Origin of the sequence: Amycolatopsis thailandensis, assembly GCF_042723255.1 — a bacterium.
GTDB lineage: Bacteria > Actinomycetota > Actinomycetes > Mycobacteriales > Pseudonocardiaceae > Amycolatopsis > Amycolatopsis thailandensis.
This window is the reverse complement of the sequence record NZ_JBHXJK010000114.1, coordinates 1-18,339: the sequence shown is the minus strand read 5'-3', so window position 1 is coordinate 18,339 and position 18,339 is coordinate 1. Positions and strand designations below refer to the sequence as shown.

General features: G+C 69.4%; 16 protein-coding genes. 10 read left to right on the top strand and 6 right to left on the bottom strand.

What is annotated here, in order from left to right:
- Window positions 1–83: 83 nt before the first annotated feature.
- Window positions 84–893: a serine hydrolase gene (locus ACFWMR_RS32870; RefSeq protein ID WP_378381180.1), complete on the top strand. Its 810-nt coding sequence runs from the start codon at window positions 84–86 to the stop codon at window positions 891–893.
- Here ACFWMR_RS32870 and ACFWMR_RS32865 read toward each other — a convergent pair.
- Window positions 850–1,485, bottom strand: coding sequence for a MerR family transcriptional regulator (locus tag ACFWMR_RS32865; RefSeq protein WP_093937201.1), 636 nt, complete (start codon window positions 1,483–1,485; stop codon window positions 850–852). The two genes, ACFWMR_RS32870 and ACFWMR_RS32865, sit on opposite strands and share 44 nt — an antisense overlap.
- 348 nt (window positions 1,486–1,833) lie before the next feature.
- Between ACFWMR_RS32865 and ACFWMR_RS32860 the strand changes: the two genes are divergently transcribed.
- The 5 genes from ACFWMR_RS32860 to ACFWMR_RS32840 all read left to right on the top strand — a co-directional run bounded on the left by ACFWMR_RS32860 (window position 1,834) and on the right by ACFWMR_RS32840 (window position 6,152).
- Window positions 1,834–2,697 (top strand): alkaline phosphatase family protein, encoded by an 864-nt coding sequence (locus ACFWMR_RS32860; RefSeq protein WP_378381179.1) that lies wholly within the window; start codon window positions 1,834–1,836, stop codon window positions 2,695–2,697.
- Window positions 2,698–2,762: 65 nt separating this feature from the next.
- Window positions 2,763–4,022: an MFS transporter gene (locus tag ACFWMR_RS32855; protein ID WP_378381178.1), complete on the top strand. Its 1,260-nt coding sequence runs from the start codon at window positions 2,763–2,765 to the stop codon at window positions 4,020–4,022.
- Window positions 4,019–5,008 carry a hypothetical protein gene (locus tag ACFWMR_RS32850; protein WP_378381177.1) on the top strand — a complete coding sequence of 330 codons (990 nt, stop codon included), beginning with the start codon at window positions 4,019–4,021 and terminating at the stop codon, window positions 5,006–5,008. The genes ACFWMR_RS32855 and ACFWMR_RS32850 overlap by 4 nt, the downstream gene beginning before the upstream one ends.
- A gap of 70 nt (window positions 5,009–5,078) precedes the next feature.
- Complete coding sequence (locus tag ACFWMR_RS32845; RefSeq protein WP_378381176.1) at window positions 5,079–5,627, top strand: cysteine hydrolase family protein; 549 nt, start codon at window positions 5,079–5,081, stop codon at window positions 5,625–5,627.
- A gap of 12 nt (window positions 5,628–5,639) precedes the next feature.
- Complete coding sequence (locus ACFWMR_RS32840) at window positions 5,640–6,152, top strand: VanZ family protein (RefSeq protein WP_378381175.1); 513 nt, start codon at window positions 5,640–5,642, stop codon at window positions 6,150–6,152.
- Here the strand turns inward: ACFWMR_RS32840 and ACFWMR_RS32835 are convergent.
- The 4 genes from ACFWMR_RS32835 to ACFWMR_RS32820 form a co-directional block, all read right to left on the bottom strand.
- Window positions 6,116–7,807, bottom strand: coding sequence for a flavin monoamine oxidase family protein (locus ACFWMR_RS32835; RefSeq protein WP_378381174.1), 1,692 nt, complete (start codon window positions 7,805–7,807; stop codon window positions 6,116–6,118). The genes ACFWMR_RS32840 and ACFWMR_RS32835 overlap by 37 nt on opposite strands.
- The gene (locus ACFWMR_RS32830; RefSeq protein WP_378381173.1) at window positions 7,804–8,559 is read right to left on the bottom strand and encodes a carbon-nitrogen hydrolase family protein; all 756 of its coding nucleotides are present in this window, start codon (window positions 8,557–8,559) and stop codon (window positions 7,804–7,806) included. The genes ACFWMR_RS32835 and ACFWMR_RS32830 overlap by 4 nt, the downstream gene beginning before the upstream one ends.
- Before the next feature lie 118 nt (window positions 8,560–8,677).
- The gene (locus tag ACFWMR_RS32825) at window positions 8,678–10,714 is read right to left on the bottom strand and encodes an acyltransferase family protein (RefSeq protein ID WP_378381172.1); all 2,037 of its coding nucleotides are present in this window, start codon (window positions 10,712–10,714) and stop codon (window positions 8,678–8,680) included.
- Window positions 10,715–11,388: 674 nt separating this feature from the next.
- Window positions 11,389–11,952: a DinB family protein gene (locus ACFWMR_RS32820; protein WP_378381171.1), complete on the bottom strand. Its 564-nt coding sequence runs from the start codon at window positions 11,950–11,952 to the stop codon at window positions 11,389–11,391.
- 92 nt (window positions 11,953–12,044) lie between these two features.
- Between ACFWMR_RS32820 and ACFWMR_RS32815 the strand changes: the two genes are divergently transcribed.
- Window positions 12,045–13,007, top strand: coding sequence for a helix-turn-helix transcriptional regulator (locus tag ACFWMR_RS32815; RefSeq protein WP_378381170.1), 963 nt, complete (start codon window positions 12,045–12,047; stop codon window positions 13,005–13,007).
- Between the two features lie 22 nt (window positions 13,008–13,029).
- Entirely contained in the window at window positions 13,030–13,824 is a 795-nt protein-coding gene (locus tag ACFWMR_RS32810) for an SDR family NAD(P)-dependent oxidoreductase (protein WP_378381169.1), read from the top strand.
- Between the two features lie 4 nt (window positions 13,825–13,828).
- On the opposite strand, the gene ACFWMR_RS32805 is transcribed toward ACFWMR_RS32810, so the two are convergent.
- Window positions 13,829–15,646 (bottom strand): flavin-containing monooxygenase, encoded by a 1,818-nt coding sequence (locus ACFWMR_RS32805; RefSeq protein ID WP_378381168.1) that lies wholly within the window; start codon window positions 15,644–15,646, stop codon window positions 13,829–13,831.
- Window positions 15,647–15,804: 158 nt separating this feature from the next.
- Here ACFWMR_RS32805 and ACFWMR_RS32800 point away from each other — a divergent pair, with 158 nt between their 5' ends.
- Complete coding sequence (locus ACFWMR_RS32800) at window positions 15,805–17,007, top strand: transcriptional regulator (RefSeq protein WP_378274695.1); 1,203 nt, start codon at window positions 15,805–15,807, stop codon at window positions 17,005–17,007.
- 33 nt (window positions 17,008–17,040) lie between these two features.
- Window positions 17,041–18,294 (top strand): cation:proton antiporter, encoded by a 1,254-nt coding sequence (locus tag ACFWMR_RS32795; RefSeq protein ID WP_378381167.1) that lies wholly within the window; start codon window positions 17,041–17,043, stop codon window positions 18,292–18,294.
- The last annotated feature ends 45 nt before the right edge of the window (window positions 18,295–18,339 follow it).

Below are 18,339 nucleotides of genomic sequence, written 5' to 3'. Positions count from 1 at the left end.
GGTTTTCGTGCGGTCCGCCGCTGTTACAGCTTCATGACACGACCGAGACGGGACAACGATGATCGTCTCTGAACATCGACGTCATGTTCGACGACGAACGAACCAGGCCGATAGCCGTTCCCCGCGGGAACCGGCGGCTCCGCCTCCGCGTCACGGTCGTGACGGCTTTCCTGGCGGTCACCGGAATTCTCGGTTATGTGATCTTCCAGGCCGACGCGGCGGGCCGTCCCGCGCGGGACGAGCGGATCGCCACCGTCGTCTTCGACCGTACGTCGGGCAAGCAGGTGGTCGGCGACCATGGCGGCGAGAGATTTCGCACCGCGTCGGTGGTGAAATTGTTCATCGCGCTGGACGCCATCACCCATGGCCCTCGAAAGTCCGACGAGGCTCGGATCCACCGGATGCTCTCCCGAAGCGACGACGCGATCGCCAACACCCTGTGGACCCGGAACGGCGCGTCCGCGATCGTCACCAGGACGGTGGCCGCCATCGGCCTGAAGAACACCACTCCGCCCGCCGACGCGGGCCGCTGGGGCGACACGCTGTCCACCGCGGAGGACATCGCCGCGACCTATCGGCACATCCTCACGCTGCCGAAAGCCAAGCGGAATCTGATCCTGAAGCCACTTCGCGAGGCGCCCAGGACCGCCGCCGACGGGTTCGACCAGCACTTCGGCATCCCGACGGCCTTCGAGGACCGGCCGTGGGCGGTCAAGCAGGGCTGGGCGGCCGGACACGGAGCCGTGGACGCGCACACGACCGGTCTCGTCGGCGAGGGCGATCGCTATATCGTGGTCATCCTGACCAGTCACGCCGACGGCACGGACCTCGCGGTGGCGACCGCGTCGGCTACTTCGGCCGCCGAGTCCCTGTTTCCCCGTCTGGGAAAGTGACTTCGGCCGCGTTCTCCACCGTGGTTCTGAAAGCGCTTACCAGAAGCTCGGCGAAACAGGCCCGCGGAGCGGCCGGGACGCCTCCGGTCTGGGCCTTCAGCGCGGCCAGCTGCTCAGTCGCCAGCGGCGCGGCCCGGTCGAGGAACTGCCCGAGGAACCGCAGCGCGGCCAGGGGCGGGACCCCCGCCCCGGCGAGGTCCGTCACCGCCCGCGAGACGGACGGGCGCACGACCGAGGGCGCTCCCGCGTCGTCCTTGCCGAGCACACCGTGCCGCTCCAGACACCGGGCGACGGCGGGCTGGTCGCGGGCGATGTCGGCCATCGCCGAGTCCAGCCGCTCGGTGGCGTCCACTGTGGTCGTTCCGAGCATCGCGGCGATGGACACCAGGTTGAAGCCCTGTTTCTGCAGCATGGTGATGCGTCGCAAGCGCCGCAGATGTACCGGCCCGTAGTAGGCGGATCTGCCGTGGCGGACCGGCGGGGGCAGCAAACCCCTCGTCTGATGCGCCCGGATATTGCGCGCCGACATACCGACGATCGTCGACAGTTCTTCGATCGTGTATCCGGCCGGGCGCGACGAAAAGGGCTTCACACCGACCAGCTTAACCAATGGTCGGATGAGTGCCCAGTGAAGCCGGGCGTAATGACGCCACCGCTGTCACCCGGCTGAATCAACGAGTTGCCATAAGTCCATCGGTTCCCGCCCAGGAACACAAGGTGAACGGGAGGTTTACATGGTTTCGTGCCAGTCGATGCCGGTTTTGGGGCGTTCTCCGCCCGCCGACTACTCCGGTCAGGCGATCTTGGTGGGCCGGGGACTTCCCTGCCGTTTTAATGCTGCCAAGACATCTGATGTCTCGACTCTGTCGACGCCCGCGGAGCGCCGCTGAACCCGATGGTTGGTCGTCAAAGTTTCAACCTTTTCAGCAGGAGGTTTCACATGTTCTGGAAACGGATCGCGGTCGCCGCCGTGGCCGCGACCGGCTTGGCCGCGGCGCTGGTGGTGTCCCATCAGGACACTCCCGCCGCCGCCATAGAGCCCGTCGCGGCGAAGGTGCCCGCGTTCGACCACATCGTCCTCGTGATGTTCGAGAACAAGGACTACAAGGAGATCAACGGCAGCTCGAAGGCGCCGTACTTCAACAAGCTCGCCTCGCAGGGCGCGAAGTTCACCAAGGCGTACGGGACGACGCACCCGAGCCAGCCGAACTACATCGCCCAGTTCGCGGGTTCGACGCACGGCGTCGACAGCAACAAATGCCAGGATCTGGGGAACAAGGAGAACATCGCCTCCCAGCTGGCGGGGATCGGCAAGAAGTTCGTCGGCTACGCGGAAAGCATGCCGTCCGACGGCTACACGGGCTGCACGAAGGACAAATACGCCCGCAAGCACAACAGCTGGGTCAGCTTCGGCAATGTCCCGGCCTCGGCGAACAAACGGTTCTCCTCGTTCCCGACCGACTTCACCAAGCTGCCGCACGTCGCTTTCGTGACCCCGGACCTGTGCAGCGACATGCACGACTGCCCGGTCGACACGGGCGACAAATGGCTGAAGAAGAACCTCGACGCGTACGCGCAGTGGGCCAAGACGCACAACAGCCTGCTGATCGTCAATTTCGACGAGGACAGCGGGACGTCGGTGAACCAGATCTACACCACCTTCGTCGGCGCCCACGTGAAGCCGGGCAGCTACAGCGAATCCATCAACCACTATTCGATCCTCCGCACGATGGAGGCGGCGTTCGGCCTGCCGGGCATCGCCAACGCGGCGAACAAGTCGCCGATCACGAGCGTGTGGCAGTAATCGGGTGAACCCGCGGGCGTGTCCACTGTGGACGCGCCCGCGGGCGGGGAAAGGCGGTTCGTCACGTGTACCTGTCCACGATCGGCCGCCGGGAGCATCCCGGCGGTGTGTCCAAGAAATCCTTCGCCCTGCTCGGCGGGAACGTCTTCGCCCTGGGCACCGTCAGCCTCGTCACGGACGTCTCGTCGGAGATGGTGACGGCCGTGCTGCCGGTGTACCTGGTGCTGGGGCTGCACCTGGGCCCGGCGGCGTACGGCGTGGTGGACGGCCTCTACACCGGCGCGACCGCGCTGTTGCGCCTGGTCGGCGGCTATGTCGCGGACCGGGTCCGGCGGCGCAAGGCGGTCGCCGGACTGGGCTACGCGATGTCGGCGGTGGCGAAACTGGGGCTCGTGGCGGCGGGTTCGTCGGCGACGGCCATCGGGGTGGTGCTGACCGCGGACCGGACGGGCAAGGGCCTGCGGACCGCGCCCCGCGACGCGCTGATCACCCTGTCCGCGCCCGAGCACATGCTGGGCCGTGCGTTCGGGGTGCACCGGGCGATGGACAGCGTCGGCGCGTTCCTCGGCCCGCTCGCCGCGGTCGGGGTGCTGGCCGTGGCGGGTTCCGCGACCGGGGTCGAGGGGTTCGACGCGGTCTTCGTGACGAGTTTCTGCATCGCCGCCGCCGGGGTTCTGCTGCTGGCGCTGTTCGTCCGCGACCACCGCGCTCCCAAACCGCCGTCGGGCACCGTGTCCTTGCGGGCGGCGGCCGGGCTCCTGCGCGGCACCGGCGTGCGACGGCTGCTGATCGCCGCCTGCGTCCTGGGCCTCGCGACCATCGGCGACGGGTTCGTGTACCTCCTGCTCCAGGCCAAGGAGGACATCGCCACCGGCTGGTTCCCGCTGCTGGCCGTCGGGACGAATCTCGGCTACCTGCTGCTGGCCGCGCCGCTCGGCGCGCTGGCCGACCGGCTCGGCAGGCTGCCGGTGATGCTCGCCGGCTACGGCGCGCTGATCGCCGTCTATCTGCTGCTGCTCAGCCCGCTGACCGGATGGGCCCTGTTCGCGCTCACCCTCGGCCTCTACGGCGTGTTCTACGCGTCGACCGACGGCGTGCTGATGGCGCTGGCCGGGCCGTTGCTGCCGGAGGCGTTGCGCACCACCGGCATCGCGATCGTGCAGAGCGGGCAGGCGCTCGCCTATTTCGTTTCGTCCGTCCTCTTCGGACTCTCTTGGCAGTTCTGGGGCGCGACCACGGCGATCGCGATCGCCGCCGGGACGGTGCTGGTCGCCGTCGCCGCCACCTTTGTTCTCTTGGCTCCCCGCAGGAAGGCACGACCGTGAACACCCGCACCCGCGTCCTGATCGCCGTCACCGGAGTACTCGCGCTGGCCGCGGCCGCCGTGATCTACGTCGGGGCGGCGGGCGCGCGCAACCAGGACACCGCGTCGGCGGGCACCAGCGGCGCCGTCACCCTCGAAGGCGGACGGCTGCTGTTCCGCAGCACCGCCGACGCCGACCGCGGACACGTGTCCAGCGTCGCGGCGGCCGATCCGGGCGGCGCCCGGGCGGTCTCGACGGTGTCCTGCGCCCGGATCTACGCGGCGGGCGGCACCGGGATCTGCCTGCGCCCGGAGAGCGGCCTGACCACGTATCAGCTGGCGGTGCTCGACAGCGAGCTCGCGGTCACGCAGGAGATCCCGCTGGTCGGGCTGCCCAACCGGGCGCGTGTCTCGCCCGACGGGCGACGGCTCGCGTGGACGGTGTTCGTCACCGGCGACTCCTACAACGGCGGCCGGTTCTCCACCCGCGCCGGCACCCTCGACCTCACCACCGACAGCGTCGAAGGCACGCTCGAGGACTTCGCCGTGACCGTGGAAGGCAGGCCGTACAAGGCGGCCGACTTCAACTTCTGGGGCGTCACCTTCACCCGGCTGCCGAACCGCTTCTACGCCACCATGTCGACCGGTTCTCACCGGTATCTCGTCGAAGGCGACTCGGCGGCCCGGACCGTGAAGACGCTGCGGGACAACGTCGAATGCCCGTCCCTCTCGCCCGACGAGACCCGCATCGCCTACAAATCCGCCATCGACGGCGATCCCGCCAAGGGGTGGCGGGTCTCGGTGCTCGACCTCGCGAGCGGCACCGTGACGCCGCTGGCCGAAACCCGGAACGTCGACGACCAGCCCGCGTGGCTCGACGATCGCACAGTCGCCTACGCCCTCCCCCGCACCCAAGGACATTCCGACGTCTGGGCCGTTCCCGCCGACGGCACCGGAGCGCCGCGCCTGCTCATCCCGGAGGCCGAGTCACCCGCCGCGCTCCCCTAGCGAGGGGTCGGCGGCACGCCAGGCCGGCTTGACCTTCGGCTCGAGTAGGTCGCGTCCTAGGCTTCCGGACATGAGGGCCGCGCTGCTGATCGTCGACATGCAGGAAATGCTCGTTCCCCTGGTCTGGCGCGGCGAGGAACTCGCGGCCCGGATCGCCCCGCTGGCGCGGAAAGCCCGCGAACAGGGCGTTCCGGTGATCGCGCTGCGGCAGGTCGGCGCGCCCGGGACCGACTTCGATCCCGCGGCACCGGGCACCCGGCTCAGCCCACTGCTCGGCCTCGAACCGGTCGACGTGGTTGTCGACAAGACCGCGACGGATTCCTTCCACCGCACCGGTCTGGCGGGGCTGCTCGTCGACCGTGGGGTGGACACCGTGGTGCTCACCGGGCTGGCCACCGACTACTGCGTCGACGCGACCGCGCGGTCCGCGCAGAGCCACGGTCTGGACGTCGTGCTGGTCGCCGACGGCCACGCGCCCTCGTCCGACGGCGATCCCACCGTGGGACTGACCGCCGAACAGGTCATCGCCCGGCACAACCTCATCCTGGCCACCGCGATCCATCCGGGCGGACGGCTGCGCGTGGTGCCGTCGGCGGAGGTCGAGTTCACCGGCCCGTAGGATCGGCCCGCCATGATCACGAACTTCCTGCTCGATCACTCCGCCCTGGTGCCGGTGGCGATCCTCCTGGTCGCGCTCGTCTGCGCCGTCCTCGGCCTGCTGTGCGCGGGCAGGCGCCGGATCCTGTGGGCCCTCGCCGGGGTGTCCCTGGTCCCGGTCTTCGCGTTGACGCTGGTGCCCACCGGTCGCACGATCGACGAGATCGGGTGCACGGTCCAGTTTTCGCTGCCCACGCTCGGCGCGGTGGAGCTCCTGGCCAACGTCGCGTTGTTCCTGCCGCCGGCCTGTTTCGCCGCGCTGGCGTCCCGGCGCCCGCTGACGACGCTCGCGGCGGGCTCGGTGCTGTCCGCGCTGGTGGAGGCCCTGCAAGCGGTCGTACCCGCGATCGGCCGGGCCTGTGACACCAACGACTGGCTGATGAACACCATCGGCGCCGTCCTCGGCGTACTCCTCGCGGCGGGCACGATGTGGCTGGTGGACCGCCGCGCTCAGTCCGGCAGTTCGACGGGTGCGATGTCGTCGTAGACGTCGCCCGGCCCGGGGTTGGCCGGATCCGTCTCGCCGCCGAAGTGGTTCAGGACGCCCCACACCGCGTTCAGCGCCGTCTGGACCGCGCCTTCGGCCCAGCCCGCCGTCCACGAAACGTCGTCACCGGCGAGGAAGAGACCACGGTGGCGCTCCTCCAGCGCATCCTGTTTGAAGTGCGTGAAAAGCCGGTGCTGATAGCGGTAGTGGCCGGGCAGGTTGGCCTTGAACGCGCCCATGAAATGCGGTTCGGCCTCCCAGGACACGGTCACCGGGTCGCCGATGATGTGCCGCCGGACGTCGACGCCCGGATAGATCTCCTTCAGCGACTGGAGCATCACCTCGACCCGCTCGGACACCGAGAGCGGCAGCCACTTCAGCGAATCGTCGGCCCAGGTGTAGGAGAGGCAGATCACCGCGGGCGCGTCCGGATCGTCGCCGAGCAGGTAGGTGCCGCGCGGCATCCGGTCGGTCAGCGTCATGCTCATCGTGTCGCGCCCGGTCTCCGGGTCCTTGTCCAGCCAGAACGGCCGGTCCACCGGGACGAAGACCTTGGAGGACTCCATGTAGTGCGTGCGCTCGATCGCCGTCCAGTGGTCGATCGGGAACAGCGCCTCGTCGCATTCGATCTTCGACAGCAGCATCCAGCTCTGCGCGGTGAACACCGCCGCCGGATAGGTGCGGATGCGTCCTTCGGTGTCGGTCACGGTGATGTTGTTCGGCGCGGTGCGGTGCAGCCGGGCGACGCCGGGGTTCGGGCCGCCGCCGTGCAGTGAGCTCAGACTCGTTCCGGCGGGCCAGAACGCGATGTCCTCGGGCGCGTGTTCCCACAGCCGCAACGGAAGCTGCCTGCTGCCGCCGACGATACTGCGGTGCTCGTCGTCGGCGCCGGTGTAGACGACCCGCAGGATCTCCAGGATGGAGTTCGGGAAGTCGGTGTCCCAGCCGCCGGTGCCGAAGCCGACCTGCCCGAAGATCTCGCGGTCGCGGAAGGAGGCGAACGCCGGTGACTGGCAGAGGAAACCGTAGAAGGTCTGGTCGTCCAGCTTCGGCACCAGGTCGTTCCACAGCCGCTTGATCGTCTTCGTGTCGCGCTCGCGGATGGCCTTCTGCATCTCGGTGAACGCGGCCTGCTCGGACAGTGTGCTGTCCCAGGCGGCCGCGACCTTCCCGAAGACGGCGGGGAGCTCGTCCGCCGAACGCGCGTAGTGGCTCTCCCCCTTGAGGTCGACGACGGTGCTCGGCGTTCCGGGCGCGAGCGGGTTCGGGAACGGCGTGGTCTCCAGGCCGACCTTGTCGATGTAGTGGAAGAGCGCGGTCGACGCGGGCGGGAAGCGCATCGCGCCCATCTCCGCGACGACGTCGTCCGGGCAGCCCGGGAAGTTCACGGTGCGGAGGCGGCCGCCGATCTCGGCGATCTCGTACACGACCGGGCGCAGGCCGAGTTTCATCAGCTCGTACGCGGTGACAATGCCCGAGAGACCGCCGCCGATCACCGCCACCTCGGTGCCGTGCCGGTCGGCGGGGAGCGAGCCCAGACCGGCGGGGTGGGCGAGGAAATCGTCGTAGGCGAACGGGAAATCGGGGCCGAACATGGTGATCGGACGGCCGGCCGGTTCGTCGTGGTGGATCGCGGTCGGAAGGGCGGAGGTCATACGGAAAGTCCTCGGTACAGATCGGGCCGTCGGTCGGCCAGGTGGGTGTTCTCCAGTCGCGAAGCGGCGAGGGCCTCGCGGGTGACGTCGGCGCTGATCAGCTCCGGACCGGAGCCCGCACGCGCGAGCACTTCACCGGTCGGGGCGACGACGCAGGACCGGCCGCAGTAGGTCAGCTCCTGCTCGGTGTCGCATCGGTTCGCGTAGGCGACGAAGAGCTGGCTTTCGTAGGCGCGGGCGGGTACCAGCGTGTCGGCGACCAGTTCGTACGGGCTCATGAGCGCCGTCGGCACCACGAGCAGCTCGGTCCCGGCGAGCGCGTGCGCCCGCACCAGCTCGGGGAACTCGACGTCGTAACAGATCAGCAGGCCGACGCGGAGACCGCCGAGTTCCGCCTGCACGACCGCTTCGGCCCCCGGCGCGAACCAGTCGCGGTCGATGTCGCCGAACAGGTGGGTCTTGCGGTAGTTCGCCAGCCGGCGTCCGTCCGGACCGATCAGCTGGACACTGTTGTGGACGTGGTCACCGTCGGACTCGGGGTAGCCGTAGGCCAGCGCGGCACCGGTTTCCCTTGCCAGCGCGGACATCCTGGCCGCGGTCGGACCGTCGGCCGGTTCGGCGAGCTCGTGGGAGCGCGCACCGATGTGATAGCCGGTGGTGATCATCTCGGCGGCGATCACGAGATCGGCGCCCGACGTCGCGACGGCGGACGGCAGTTCGGCGTACGAGCCCTGATGGACGGCGATCTTCACAACGACGACGATATCCGCCGTTTCATGTCATCGAAAAGTGCTGATCGTTGCGTATGGAGTTGGCAGACCATCGAACTAGTGCGGTTTGGCGCAATTCTGCGGCGATTTGTTGTCTGGATCACCCGCCCGGCGGTGGCTCCTCCGCTTGCTCGTCCGCCCAGCCGAGCGCCTCGGTGATCGCCTTGTCCGCGATGGCCGACATGGTCGACATGTAGGTACCGCTGACGTGGTTGTCGTCGAGGTAGACGAGCACGTTGCCGATCACCGGCGGGCAGACCTCGGCCGTGCAGAAGTAGTCGCTGAAATCGAGGAACCGCACGTTCGGCGGCAGGTCCGCCAAGGTCTCGTACGGCGGCTCCGCCGCGTAGAGGTCGTAACGCGGGGTGGCGCACTCGGGCGCCTGCGTGCCGCGGCTTTCGACGCAGGCCGAAGGCGACTGGTCGAAGCGTGGGTTGTCCCGCACCGCCAGCACCGGGATGCCGGCCTCGTCGACCTTGCGCCACTGGGCGATGTAGCCGCCGGGAACCCGTTCCTCGACACCGGTCCGCACGTCCCTGGTGCCGATCGTCATCACCGCGTCGGGCCGGGCCGTGACGATCTCGTCCACCACGGCGGAGTTCCAGTCGATGCAGGCCTGGTCCCCCGGCACGGCGTCGGAGTCGGTAGAGAACGGGCAGCCGCCGCGGAGGATCGAGGTCACCTCCCAATTCCGCTGCTCGGCGACCGGCAGCAGGGCGCCGAGGAACTGCCCGGCGTGCGAGTCGCCGGTGACCACGATCCGGCGGGTGGGATGCCCGGACGTCTGCGAGGTGCAGACCTCCAGATCGGCGTTGCGCGGCGACACCCCGCACCGGGCCGGGTCGATCCCCGCCCAGTCTTCGGACACCGCGACGAACGACGGGACGAGGGCGGCATCGGCGGCGCCCCAGTACTTGAAGCCCTCGGTGTGCGCGAGCGCGCCGGGGTGGTCGGGATCGTCGACCGCGATCGAATAGGTGTCCGCCTGGCTCACGCTCACCCATTGCCAGGCGCCCGTCGCGGCGAGCACGGCCGCGAGCGTCGCGACGCCGAAGCGGTAGGCGCCCCAGCGGGTCCTGGCTCCGATCGCGGACGCGCGGACCGGTTTTTCGACCAGATGGTGGGTCAGCACGGCGAGGGCGAAGGCCAGCGCGATGATCACCGCGCCGCCGCGCAGGCCGACCTCTTCCCGGTCGCGGGCGACGAGGTAGAACACCAGGACCGGCCAGTGCCAGAGATAGAGCGCGTAACTCAAGTCGCCCAGGTACTTCAGGGGGCGGCTGCTGAGGAAACGATCGGCGCCGGCTTTGAACGCGGTGTCACCCGCGAGGATCACCAGCGCGGCCGAAAGCGTCGGCCAGAGCGCGAGGTAGCCGGGGAAGACCGTCCCGACCTGGAGCACCAGCCCGCAGGAAACGAGCCCGGCGACGCCTGCCCAGCCGAACACGACCCGCGCCGACCGGGGCACCTCGACGCGGTCGAGGACCAGGGCGAGCAGGCCGCCGAGCGCGAACTCCCAGGCCCTGGTCAGCGAATCGAAGTACGCCAGCGGCTGGTCGACCGCGGTGAGCCACACCGAGTAGGCCAGCGAGGCCGCGAACACCGTGCCGAGGGTCGTGATCAGCAGCGGCAGGACCTTCCGCCCCGCCTTCTTGGCGATCAGCAGCACCAATCCGACCAGCAGCGGCCAGACCACGTAGAACTGGCCCTGGATCGACAGCGACCAGAAGTGCTGGACGACGCTCGCCGAGTTGTGCTGCGCGAAGTAGTCGGTGGAATCGGCCGCCAGCTGCCAGTTCTCCAGGTAGAGCGCGGAGGCGACGACCTCCTTGATCGTCTGGAACCAGCGGTTCTGCGGCAGCAGCACCGTGCTCGCCGCGATGACCAGCAGCAACACGGTGAGCGCGGCCGGGAACAGTCGTTTGATCATCCGGCCCCACATCGGCCGGTACTCGATCCTGCCGCGCGAGGCCGCGCGGAAGAGCTGGCCGGTGACGAGGAATCCGGAGATCAGGAAGAAGGCGTCGACGCCGCCCGAGATCCGGCCCAGCCACACGTGGTAAACGACCACCAGCACACACGCCAGCGCCCGCAATCCCTGGATCTCCGGGCGAAACCGCCGCTCCGTCTCCCGCACAAACCACCACCATGATCACCCGGTCGCCGACGGGCGAGGACCCTACGGCAGGAAGCTGTGAGCGAGCTTAGTTCGGATGATCGGATGGCTACCGCCTGGTAGGGACAGCTGTTGCCACGGTCGGTCCGACGCCGGTCCGGTCCGTGAAGGCCTCCTTGAGGGACCCAGAGTCCCTCAAAGGGGCCTTCACGGACCCGACGATCGCCATACCTGCCCCACAAGCCCCAGTAGTCACGCAGGCCGCGAGTGAAGACCCCGGAAGGTGGCTTGGCGCCGAGACCGAGTGGGGGCGGGGTGGTCGTGAGTGGTAAGTGATGTTCTGACGGACTCGTCTTTGCCTGCCCACTGGTGTGGCTCGGTCTCGTTGGTGAGAGGAGTCGGGCAGTGAACGTCCGGATCCGTCGTCGGTGGGGCCCGTTTCGTCGTGGTGCCGGGTGGTGGTGCGGTCGACGGCGGAGGATCGGGGACGTTGAGTGTCCCGGATCCTCCGTTGATCAAGGTCCGAAGCCGGGGCGACCCCACGGTGAAGGAATCGGGACGTTCAACGTCCCAATTCCCGCACCGTCGAGCCCGGCAGACGCTGAACCGCCACCCTCGTGCAGGTCAGACGGCAGGTCGGCAAATGCCGGTCCGCCCTAACGACACTCACCACTCACGACCACCGGCACCACGGGTCAGGTCGACTTCTGGCCGTCGATGCTCTCGCGCAGGATGTCGGCGTGGCCGGCGTGCTGCGCGGTCTCGGCGATGACGTGCGACAGCACCCGCCGCACGCTCCGCACCGCGCCCGGCGGGTTCCACGGAGCCTCGGGCAGCGGATACGTCGCGGACAGGTCGGGGATCGACGAGACGATCTCCTTCGTCCGCGCGGCCACCCGCTCGTACCGTTCGAGGATCGACGCGAGCGTGTCGCCGGGCAGCATCTTGAAGTTGTTCTGGTGGTCGATCGCCCACTGCGGGTACTCACGGGCGGTCCCGGCGCCGAGGTCGGCCCAGGTGACGCCGTCGGGCAGGTCGTAGCTCATCGCGGACGGGCCCTCGACCGCGAAGCGCAGCCACATCTCCTCGATCGAGGCGACGTGCTTGATCAGGCCGCCGAGGCTCAGTTCACTGACCGTCGGGTGCTCGCCGAGCTGTTCGTCCGTGAGTCCTCCGACGGTGGTGGTCAGCGCGGCGCGGACGGTGTCGAGGGCTTCGAGCAGGTCGGCGCGTTCGGCGTCGAGGATCGTGGCGGTCATCGGGCCCTCCGTGTTGTCGTTTTCTGGCACGAGACCACTCTCGCAGGGGTAGAGGACAGGGTGTGGCCGCTACTGGAGGCATCATGGAAAACATGCCGAAGACCTCCGCGCGCCTGCTGTCGATGCTTTCGTTGTTGCAAGCGCGCCGCGACTGGCCGGGAGCGCTGCTGGCCGAGCGGCTGGACATCAGCCCGCGCACCGTGCGGCGCGACGTCGACAGGCTTCGCGAGCTCGGCTACCCCATCGCGACCGTCAAGGGTCCCGACGGCGGGTACCGGCTCGACGCCGGGTCCGAACTGCCGCCGCTGTTGTTCGACGACGATCAGGCGGTCGCGCTGGCCGTCGCGCTCCGGATCGCCACCACCAGCGGCGCGGGGATCGAAGAGGCGGCGATGCGGGCGCTGCACACCGTCCGGCAGGTGATGCCCTCGCGGTTGCGGCGCCGGATCGACACCCTCCAGGTGACCGCCGTCGAGTCGCCCGCGAGCCGGCCGGAACCCCGCGTCGACGGCGACGTCCTGCTGGCGCTCGGCGCGGCCGTGCACGCCCGCGAGGTCCTGCGGTTCGACTACGCGGGAACCGATCTCCCCCGGCGGGCGGAACCGCATCATCTGGTCACCTGGCACGGCCGCTGGTACCTCGTCGCCTGGGATCTGGACCGCCGGGACTGGCGCACGTTCCGGGCCGACCGGATCACCCCGCGTACGCCGACCGGCCCGCGGTTCACCCCGCGCGAGCTGCCCACCTCCGACGTCGCCACCTTCGTCGCGAGCCGGTTCCGGGGCTCGGCCGACACCGGTGACTGGCCCTGCCGGGGCGAAGTGATCCTCGACCTCCCCGCCTCGGCCGTCGCCCACTACGTCCGCGACGGCGTCGTCGAGGAGGTGGGCTCGGATCGGTGCCGCCTGGTGCTGGGTTCGTGGTCCTGGGCCGGGTTGGCGGCGAGCATCGGGCGGTTCGACGCGGACATCGAAGTCGTCGGACCCGCTGAGCTGAAGGAAGCCTTCGCCGTTCTGGCGCGCCGATACGCGAAAGCCGCGCCCTGCGCCGAATGATCTTCTCGGCCAGACTGGAGCCATGCGACTGGATCTGAGCGGGAAAACGGCCCTGGTCACCGGATCGACGCAAGGCATCGGTTTCGCCATCGCCGCGGGACTCGCCAGGGCGGGCGCCAGGGTCGCGCTCAACGGCCGGGGTGAATCCGGCGTCGCGTCCGCGATCGACCGCCTGCGCGGCGAGGTACCGGACGCCGACGTCGTCGCGGCGGCCGGTGACGTCTCCACGGACGAGGGCACCGCCCGGGTGCTGGAGGCGGTGCCCGACGCCGACGTCCTGGTCAACAACCTCGGCATCTTCGGCACACAGTCCCCTTTGGACATCACCGACGACGAGTGGCGGCGGTACTTCGAGGTCAACGTCCTCGCCGCGGTGCGGCTGACCCGCGCGTACCTGCCGGGAATGACGAGTCGCGGCTGGGGCCGGATCCAGTACATCGCCAGCGATTCCGCGATCGTGATCCCCGCCGAGATGATCCACTATGGAGTGTCGAAGACCGCGTTGCTCGGCGTTTCCCGCGGCTTCGCCAAGGCCGCGGCGGGGTCGGGCGTCACGGTCAACTCGGTGATCGCGGGCCCGACCCACACCGGTGGTGTCGAGGACTTCGTCTACCAGCTGGTCGACAAGGATCTCCCGTGGGACGAGGCACAGCGCGAGTTCATGCGCCTGCACCGGCCGCAATCGCTGCTGCAGCGGCTCATCGAGCCCGAGGAGATCGCCAACCTGGTGGTGTACCTCGCTTCCCCGCTCGCCTCGGCCACCACCGGGGCCGCGGTCCGCGTCGACGGCGGCTACGTCGACTCGATCGTGCCGTGATCGGTCACGACTTGTGATGCACCTCCTGGAGGCCGAACACCGGCGTCGGGATGCCCTCGTAGCGCGCTTTCAGCTGTAGCGCGAGATAAAGGGAGTAGTGCCGCGATTGGTGCAGGTTCCCGCCGTGGAACCACAGCCCTTCCTGCTGCGTGGGTTTCCACATGTTGCGCTGCTCCCCTTCCCACGGACCGGGGTCCTTCGTCGTGTCCGAGCCGAGGCCCCAGCACTTGCCGACGCGGTCCGCGGTCTCCTGCCCGACCAGATCCGCGACCCAGCCGTTCATCGAGCCGTAGCCGGTGGCGTAGACGACGACGTCGGCTTCGAGTTCCGTGCCGTCGGAGAGCACCACCGCGTCCCGGGTCAGGTGGTCGACCTGGCCGTGCGCCAGCTTGATCTTCCCGTCGGCCACCAGTTCCGAAGCGCCGACGTCGATGTAGTAGCCGGAGCCGCGACGCAGGTACTTGAGGAACAGGCCGGATCCGTCGTCGCCCCAGTCGTGCCGGAACCCTGCCGCCTCCAGCCGCGCGTAGAACTCCTTGTCCCGCTCGCGGATCGCGTCGTACACCGGGATCTGGAACTGCGGCATGATCCGGTACGGGATCGACGCGAAGATCATGTCCGCCTTGTCGGTGGTGATCCCCGCCTTCACGGCACGTTCCGAGTACAGGTCGCCGAGGCCGAGGTCCATCAGGGAATCGGACTTGACGATATGCGTCGAAGACCGCTGCACCATGGTGACGTCGGCGCCGTGTTCCCACAGCGCCGCGCAGATGTCGTGCGCGGAGTTGTTGGAGCCGACCACGACGGCCTTCTTGCCCGCGTAGGCGTCCGGGCCGGGGTGCTGGGACGAGTGGTGCTGATCGCCGCCGAACTGGTCCATCCCGGGGAACGACGGGAGATTCGGCTTGCCGGACATACCGGTCGCGAACACGACGTGCCGCGGCGTGAGCACCAGCTCCTCACCCTCGCGGACGACGGTCACCAGCCATTGCCGCTTTTCCTCGTCCCAGGACGCGGAAGTCACCTCGGTGCTGGTCCAGTACGGCACCTCCATGAGCCGCGTGTACATCTCCAGCCAGTCGGCGATCTTGTCCTTGGGCGCGAACACCGGCCAGTTCTCCGGGAACGGCAGATACGGCAGGTGGTCGTACCAGACCGGGTCGTGCAGGCACAGGTTCTTGTACCGCTTGCGCCACGAGTCCCCCGGCCGTTCGTTGCGTTCCAGGACGAGCGTCGGCACGTCAAGCTGCCGCAGCCGGGCACCGAGCGCGATACCGCCCTGGCCACCGCCGATGACCACGACGTACGGCTGCTGGTCGTAACCGAGCCGCGCCTGCTCTTCCTCGCGCTTCTCGGCCCAGGACTTCCGGCCCCGGACGACGCCGTGCTCGACGCCCTTCGACCGCTGTTCGTTGCGCCGCTCCTCGAAACCCTTCAGCTCACGCAGGCTCGTCAGCAGCGTCCAAGCGCCTTCGTCCTTGAGTCGCAAGTGGCCTTTCGCGCGGCCCGTCGCGGTCTCGAACTCCAGCCACGCTTCGGTCACGCCGTCGGCTTCGGTCGGCGTCTCGGTGGTGCGGAATCCGGACGGTTCGATCCGGTCGAGACAGGCGCCGAGCAGGTCGGTGACCCCGTCGCGGCCTTCGACCGTCTTGATCGTCCAGGTGAAGGCGACCAGGTCGCGCCAGTAGCTGTCGACTGCGAAGAGCGCGGCGGCGGCTTCGGCGTCACGGGCGACCAGGGCCGCTTCGAACCGGCTCAGCCAGGCGTCGACCCGAGCCTGCGGCGAGCCCGTCGCCTCGATCCGGTCCACCGTCTGTGTCATGACCACTCCCCAACGTCGGCGTTTCGGCTGTTACCCCGATCACACGCCGGGGGCGCCTGGACCGGCAAGGGTTGCAGCGTGTTGCAGCGCGACTCCTTGGCGCGTCCGCTCCGGCCGACCTATGCTGGTCCGTCGACGCGATGGTGCGGAGGTGACCCGTGGGCGTGTTCAGCTCGGTCCCGCCCGGCGCCGACCTGCCGATGCACGCCCGTGACCTGGTCAGGATGCACGAAGCCGTGATCGGCGGCGGCCGTCCGCGCGTCAGCCCGCGGCCGCTGGTGTCGCGGTCGTGGTCTCGCGCGCTGAGTCTGGGGCTCGCCGCCGACGGCGTGAATACCCGCGACTCCGTGCCGCTCGACGAGGTCGCCCGCCGTCGTCGCGCCTCGCCGTTGCGGCATGTCGTCGAAGACCTCGGACAGGTGCTCGGGACGACGTCCGACACCGCGAACATGCTGCTGGTGGTGACCGACGCCGAGGGCGTCATCCTCTGGCGGGCGGGCTCGCCCGCGGTCAAACGCCGTGCCGACACCCTGGGCTTCACCGAAGGCGCCGACTGGACCGAGACCCGGGTCGGCACCAACGCGATCGGCACCGCGCTCGCCGAGGCCGCGCCGGTCGAGCTGCTCGCCGGTGAGCATTTCGAACAGGGCCAGCATCCTTGGTACTGCACCGCGTCGCCGGTGCACGATCCGCGCACCGGCGAACTGCTCGGGGTGATCGACGTCAGCGGCCCCGCGCTGACCCTGCACCCGGCGATCGGCGCGCTGGTGGAGACCGGGCGGCGGCTGGTCGAATCCGAACTCTGGCGGCATCACCAGCAGGGCCTGGACAGGCTGCGCCGAACCGCCGAACCGGTGGTGGCGGGCACCGGCGGCCCGGCGCTGCTGGTGGACGACGACGGCTGGGTGGCCCACTCCGCCGGCATCGCGCCCGGGGCGAGGATCGCCGCACCCGTGGAAGGCCAGATCCTCGCCGTTCCCGGGCTGGGCGCTTGCCTGCCCGAACGGCTGGCCGAAGGCTGGCTCGTCCGCCCGGCCGACACCGCGCGCCGGGTCCGGCTGGATCTCGAACTGGGGCACGCGCCGATGCTGCGGATGCGGTCGGGGGACGTCGGCTGGGTCCGCACCGTGACCCCCCGCCACGCCGGGATCCTGGTGCACCTCCGCACGGCGGGCCCGGCCGGGCTTTCGGCCGAGGCGCTCAGCCGGGCGCTCTACGGTGACGCCGAACACCTCGTCACCGTCCGCGCCGAGGTCTCCCGGCTCCGGCGGCTGCTCGGCGCCATTGTGGACACCCGGCCGTACCGGCTGGCCGCGGGTGTCGACCTTTCGGTCCACAAAGGACTCGAAGTCGGCCGCTGATTGCGGCCGGTCCGGACCGGGTACCCGGCGCGCATGGAGATACTGCTCGCCGGGGCAGGCGTTCTGGCGCTGTGCGCCGCGGTGCTGCCGAACCTGTTGCACGAACGCGCGCTGTCGATGCCCCTGATCCTGCTGCTGGGCGGGCTGCTCTTCGGACTGCTCCCCTTCGGACATCCCTACGGCGAGGGTGTCCTCGACCCGCGGTCGCATGTGGGCGAGGTCGAAGTGATCACCGAACTCGGCGTCCTGGTGTCACTGGTCGGCGCGGGATTGAAATCCGACCGCCTGATCGGCTGGCGGTCGTGGAACTCGACCTGGCGGCTGCTGGCGATCACCTTGCCGTTGTCGGTGCTCGCGGTGGCCCTGCTCGGCTGGTGGGCCCTCGCCCTGTCCCCCGCCGCCGCTCTGCTGCTGGGAGCCGTGCTGTCGCCGACCGACCCGGTGCTGGCGAGCGATGTCCAGGTGCCCGCGCCGCATACCGACGACGGGCGGGGCGCGGACAACGAGATCAGGTTCACGCTGACCTCGGAGGCCGGACTCAACGACGGCTTGGCGATGCCGTTCGTCCTGCTGGCCCTCGTCTTGGCCGGAACGGCGACGACGTCTCCCGTGCCGTGGCTGCTGACCGAGGTCCTCGCTCCCCTCGCGATCGCCGTCCTGGTCGGCCTCGCCTGTGGGCGCTTGCTGTCCTGGCTCATGTTCCGGGTGCGGCACGAGCGGCTGCGCCTCGGCGAGTACTCGGACGGACTGGTGGTGCTGGCCATCGCGTTCCTGCCCTTCGCGCTGTGCGAATGGCTGGGCGGCATCGGTTTCGTCGCGGTGTTCACCGCCGCCGCGACCATCCGCGCCAGCGAGCGGTCGCACGAGTACCACGGCGTACTGCACGAATTCGGGGATCAGCTGGAACGGCTCTTCGTGGCGCTGGCCTTGCTCGGCCTCGGTGTCGCGCTGGGCGACGGGCTCCTCGACGGCCTGAAGCTCGTCGAGGTTCTGGTGGCGGTCGCGGCGGTCGTGATCGTGCGCCCGTTGTTCGGCGGCTTGGCGTTGATCGGCGGCGGTACCACCCGACCGGCGGCGACGGCGATCGCGTTCTTCGGCATCCGCGGGATCGGCAGCCTCTACTACCTGTCCTACGCGCTGGGGCACGGCGATTTCCCGATGGCCGACTCGCTCTGGCGCGTGACGGCACTCACGATCGCGGTGTCGGTCCTCGTGCACGGTCTGCTGTCCGGTCCGGTCATGCGCAAACTCGAGCACCGGGGTTTGCAGAACGCCGAGAACCAGTGAGACCAGAACGCGTTCAGCGGACTATTGCCGTGGTCGGGGTGGTCG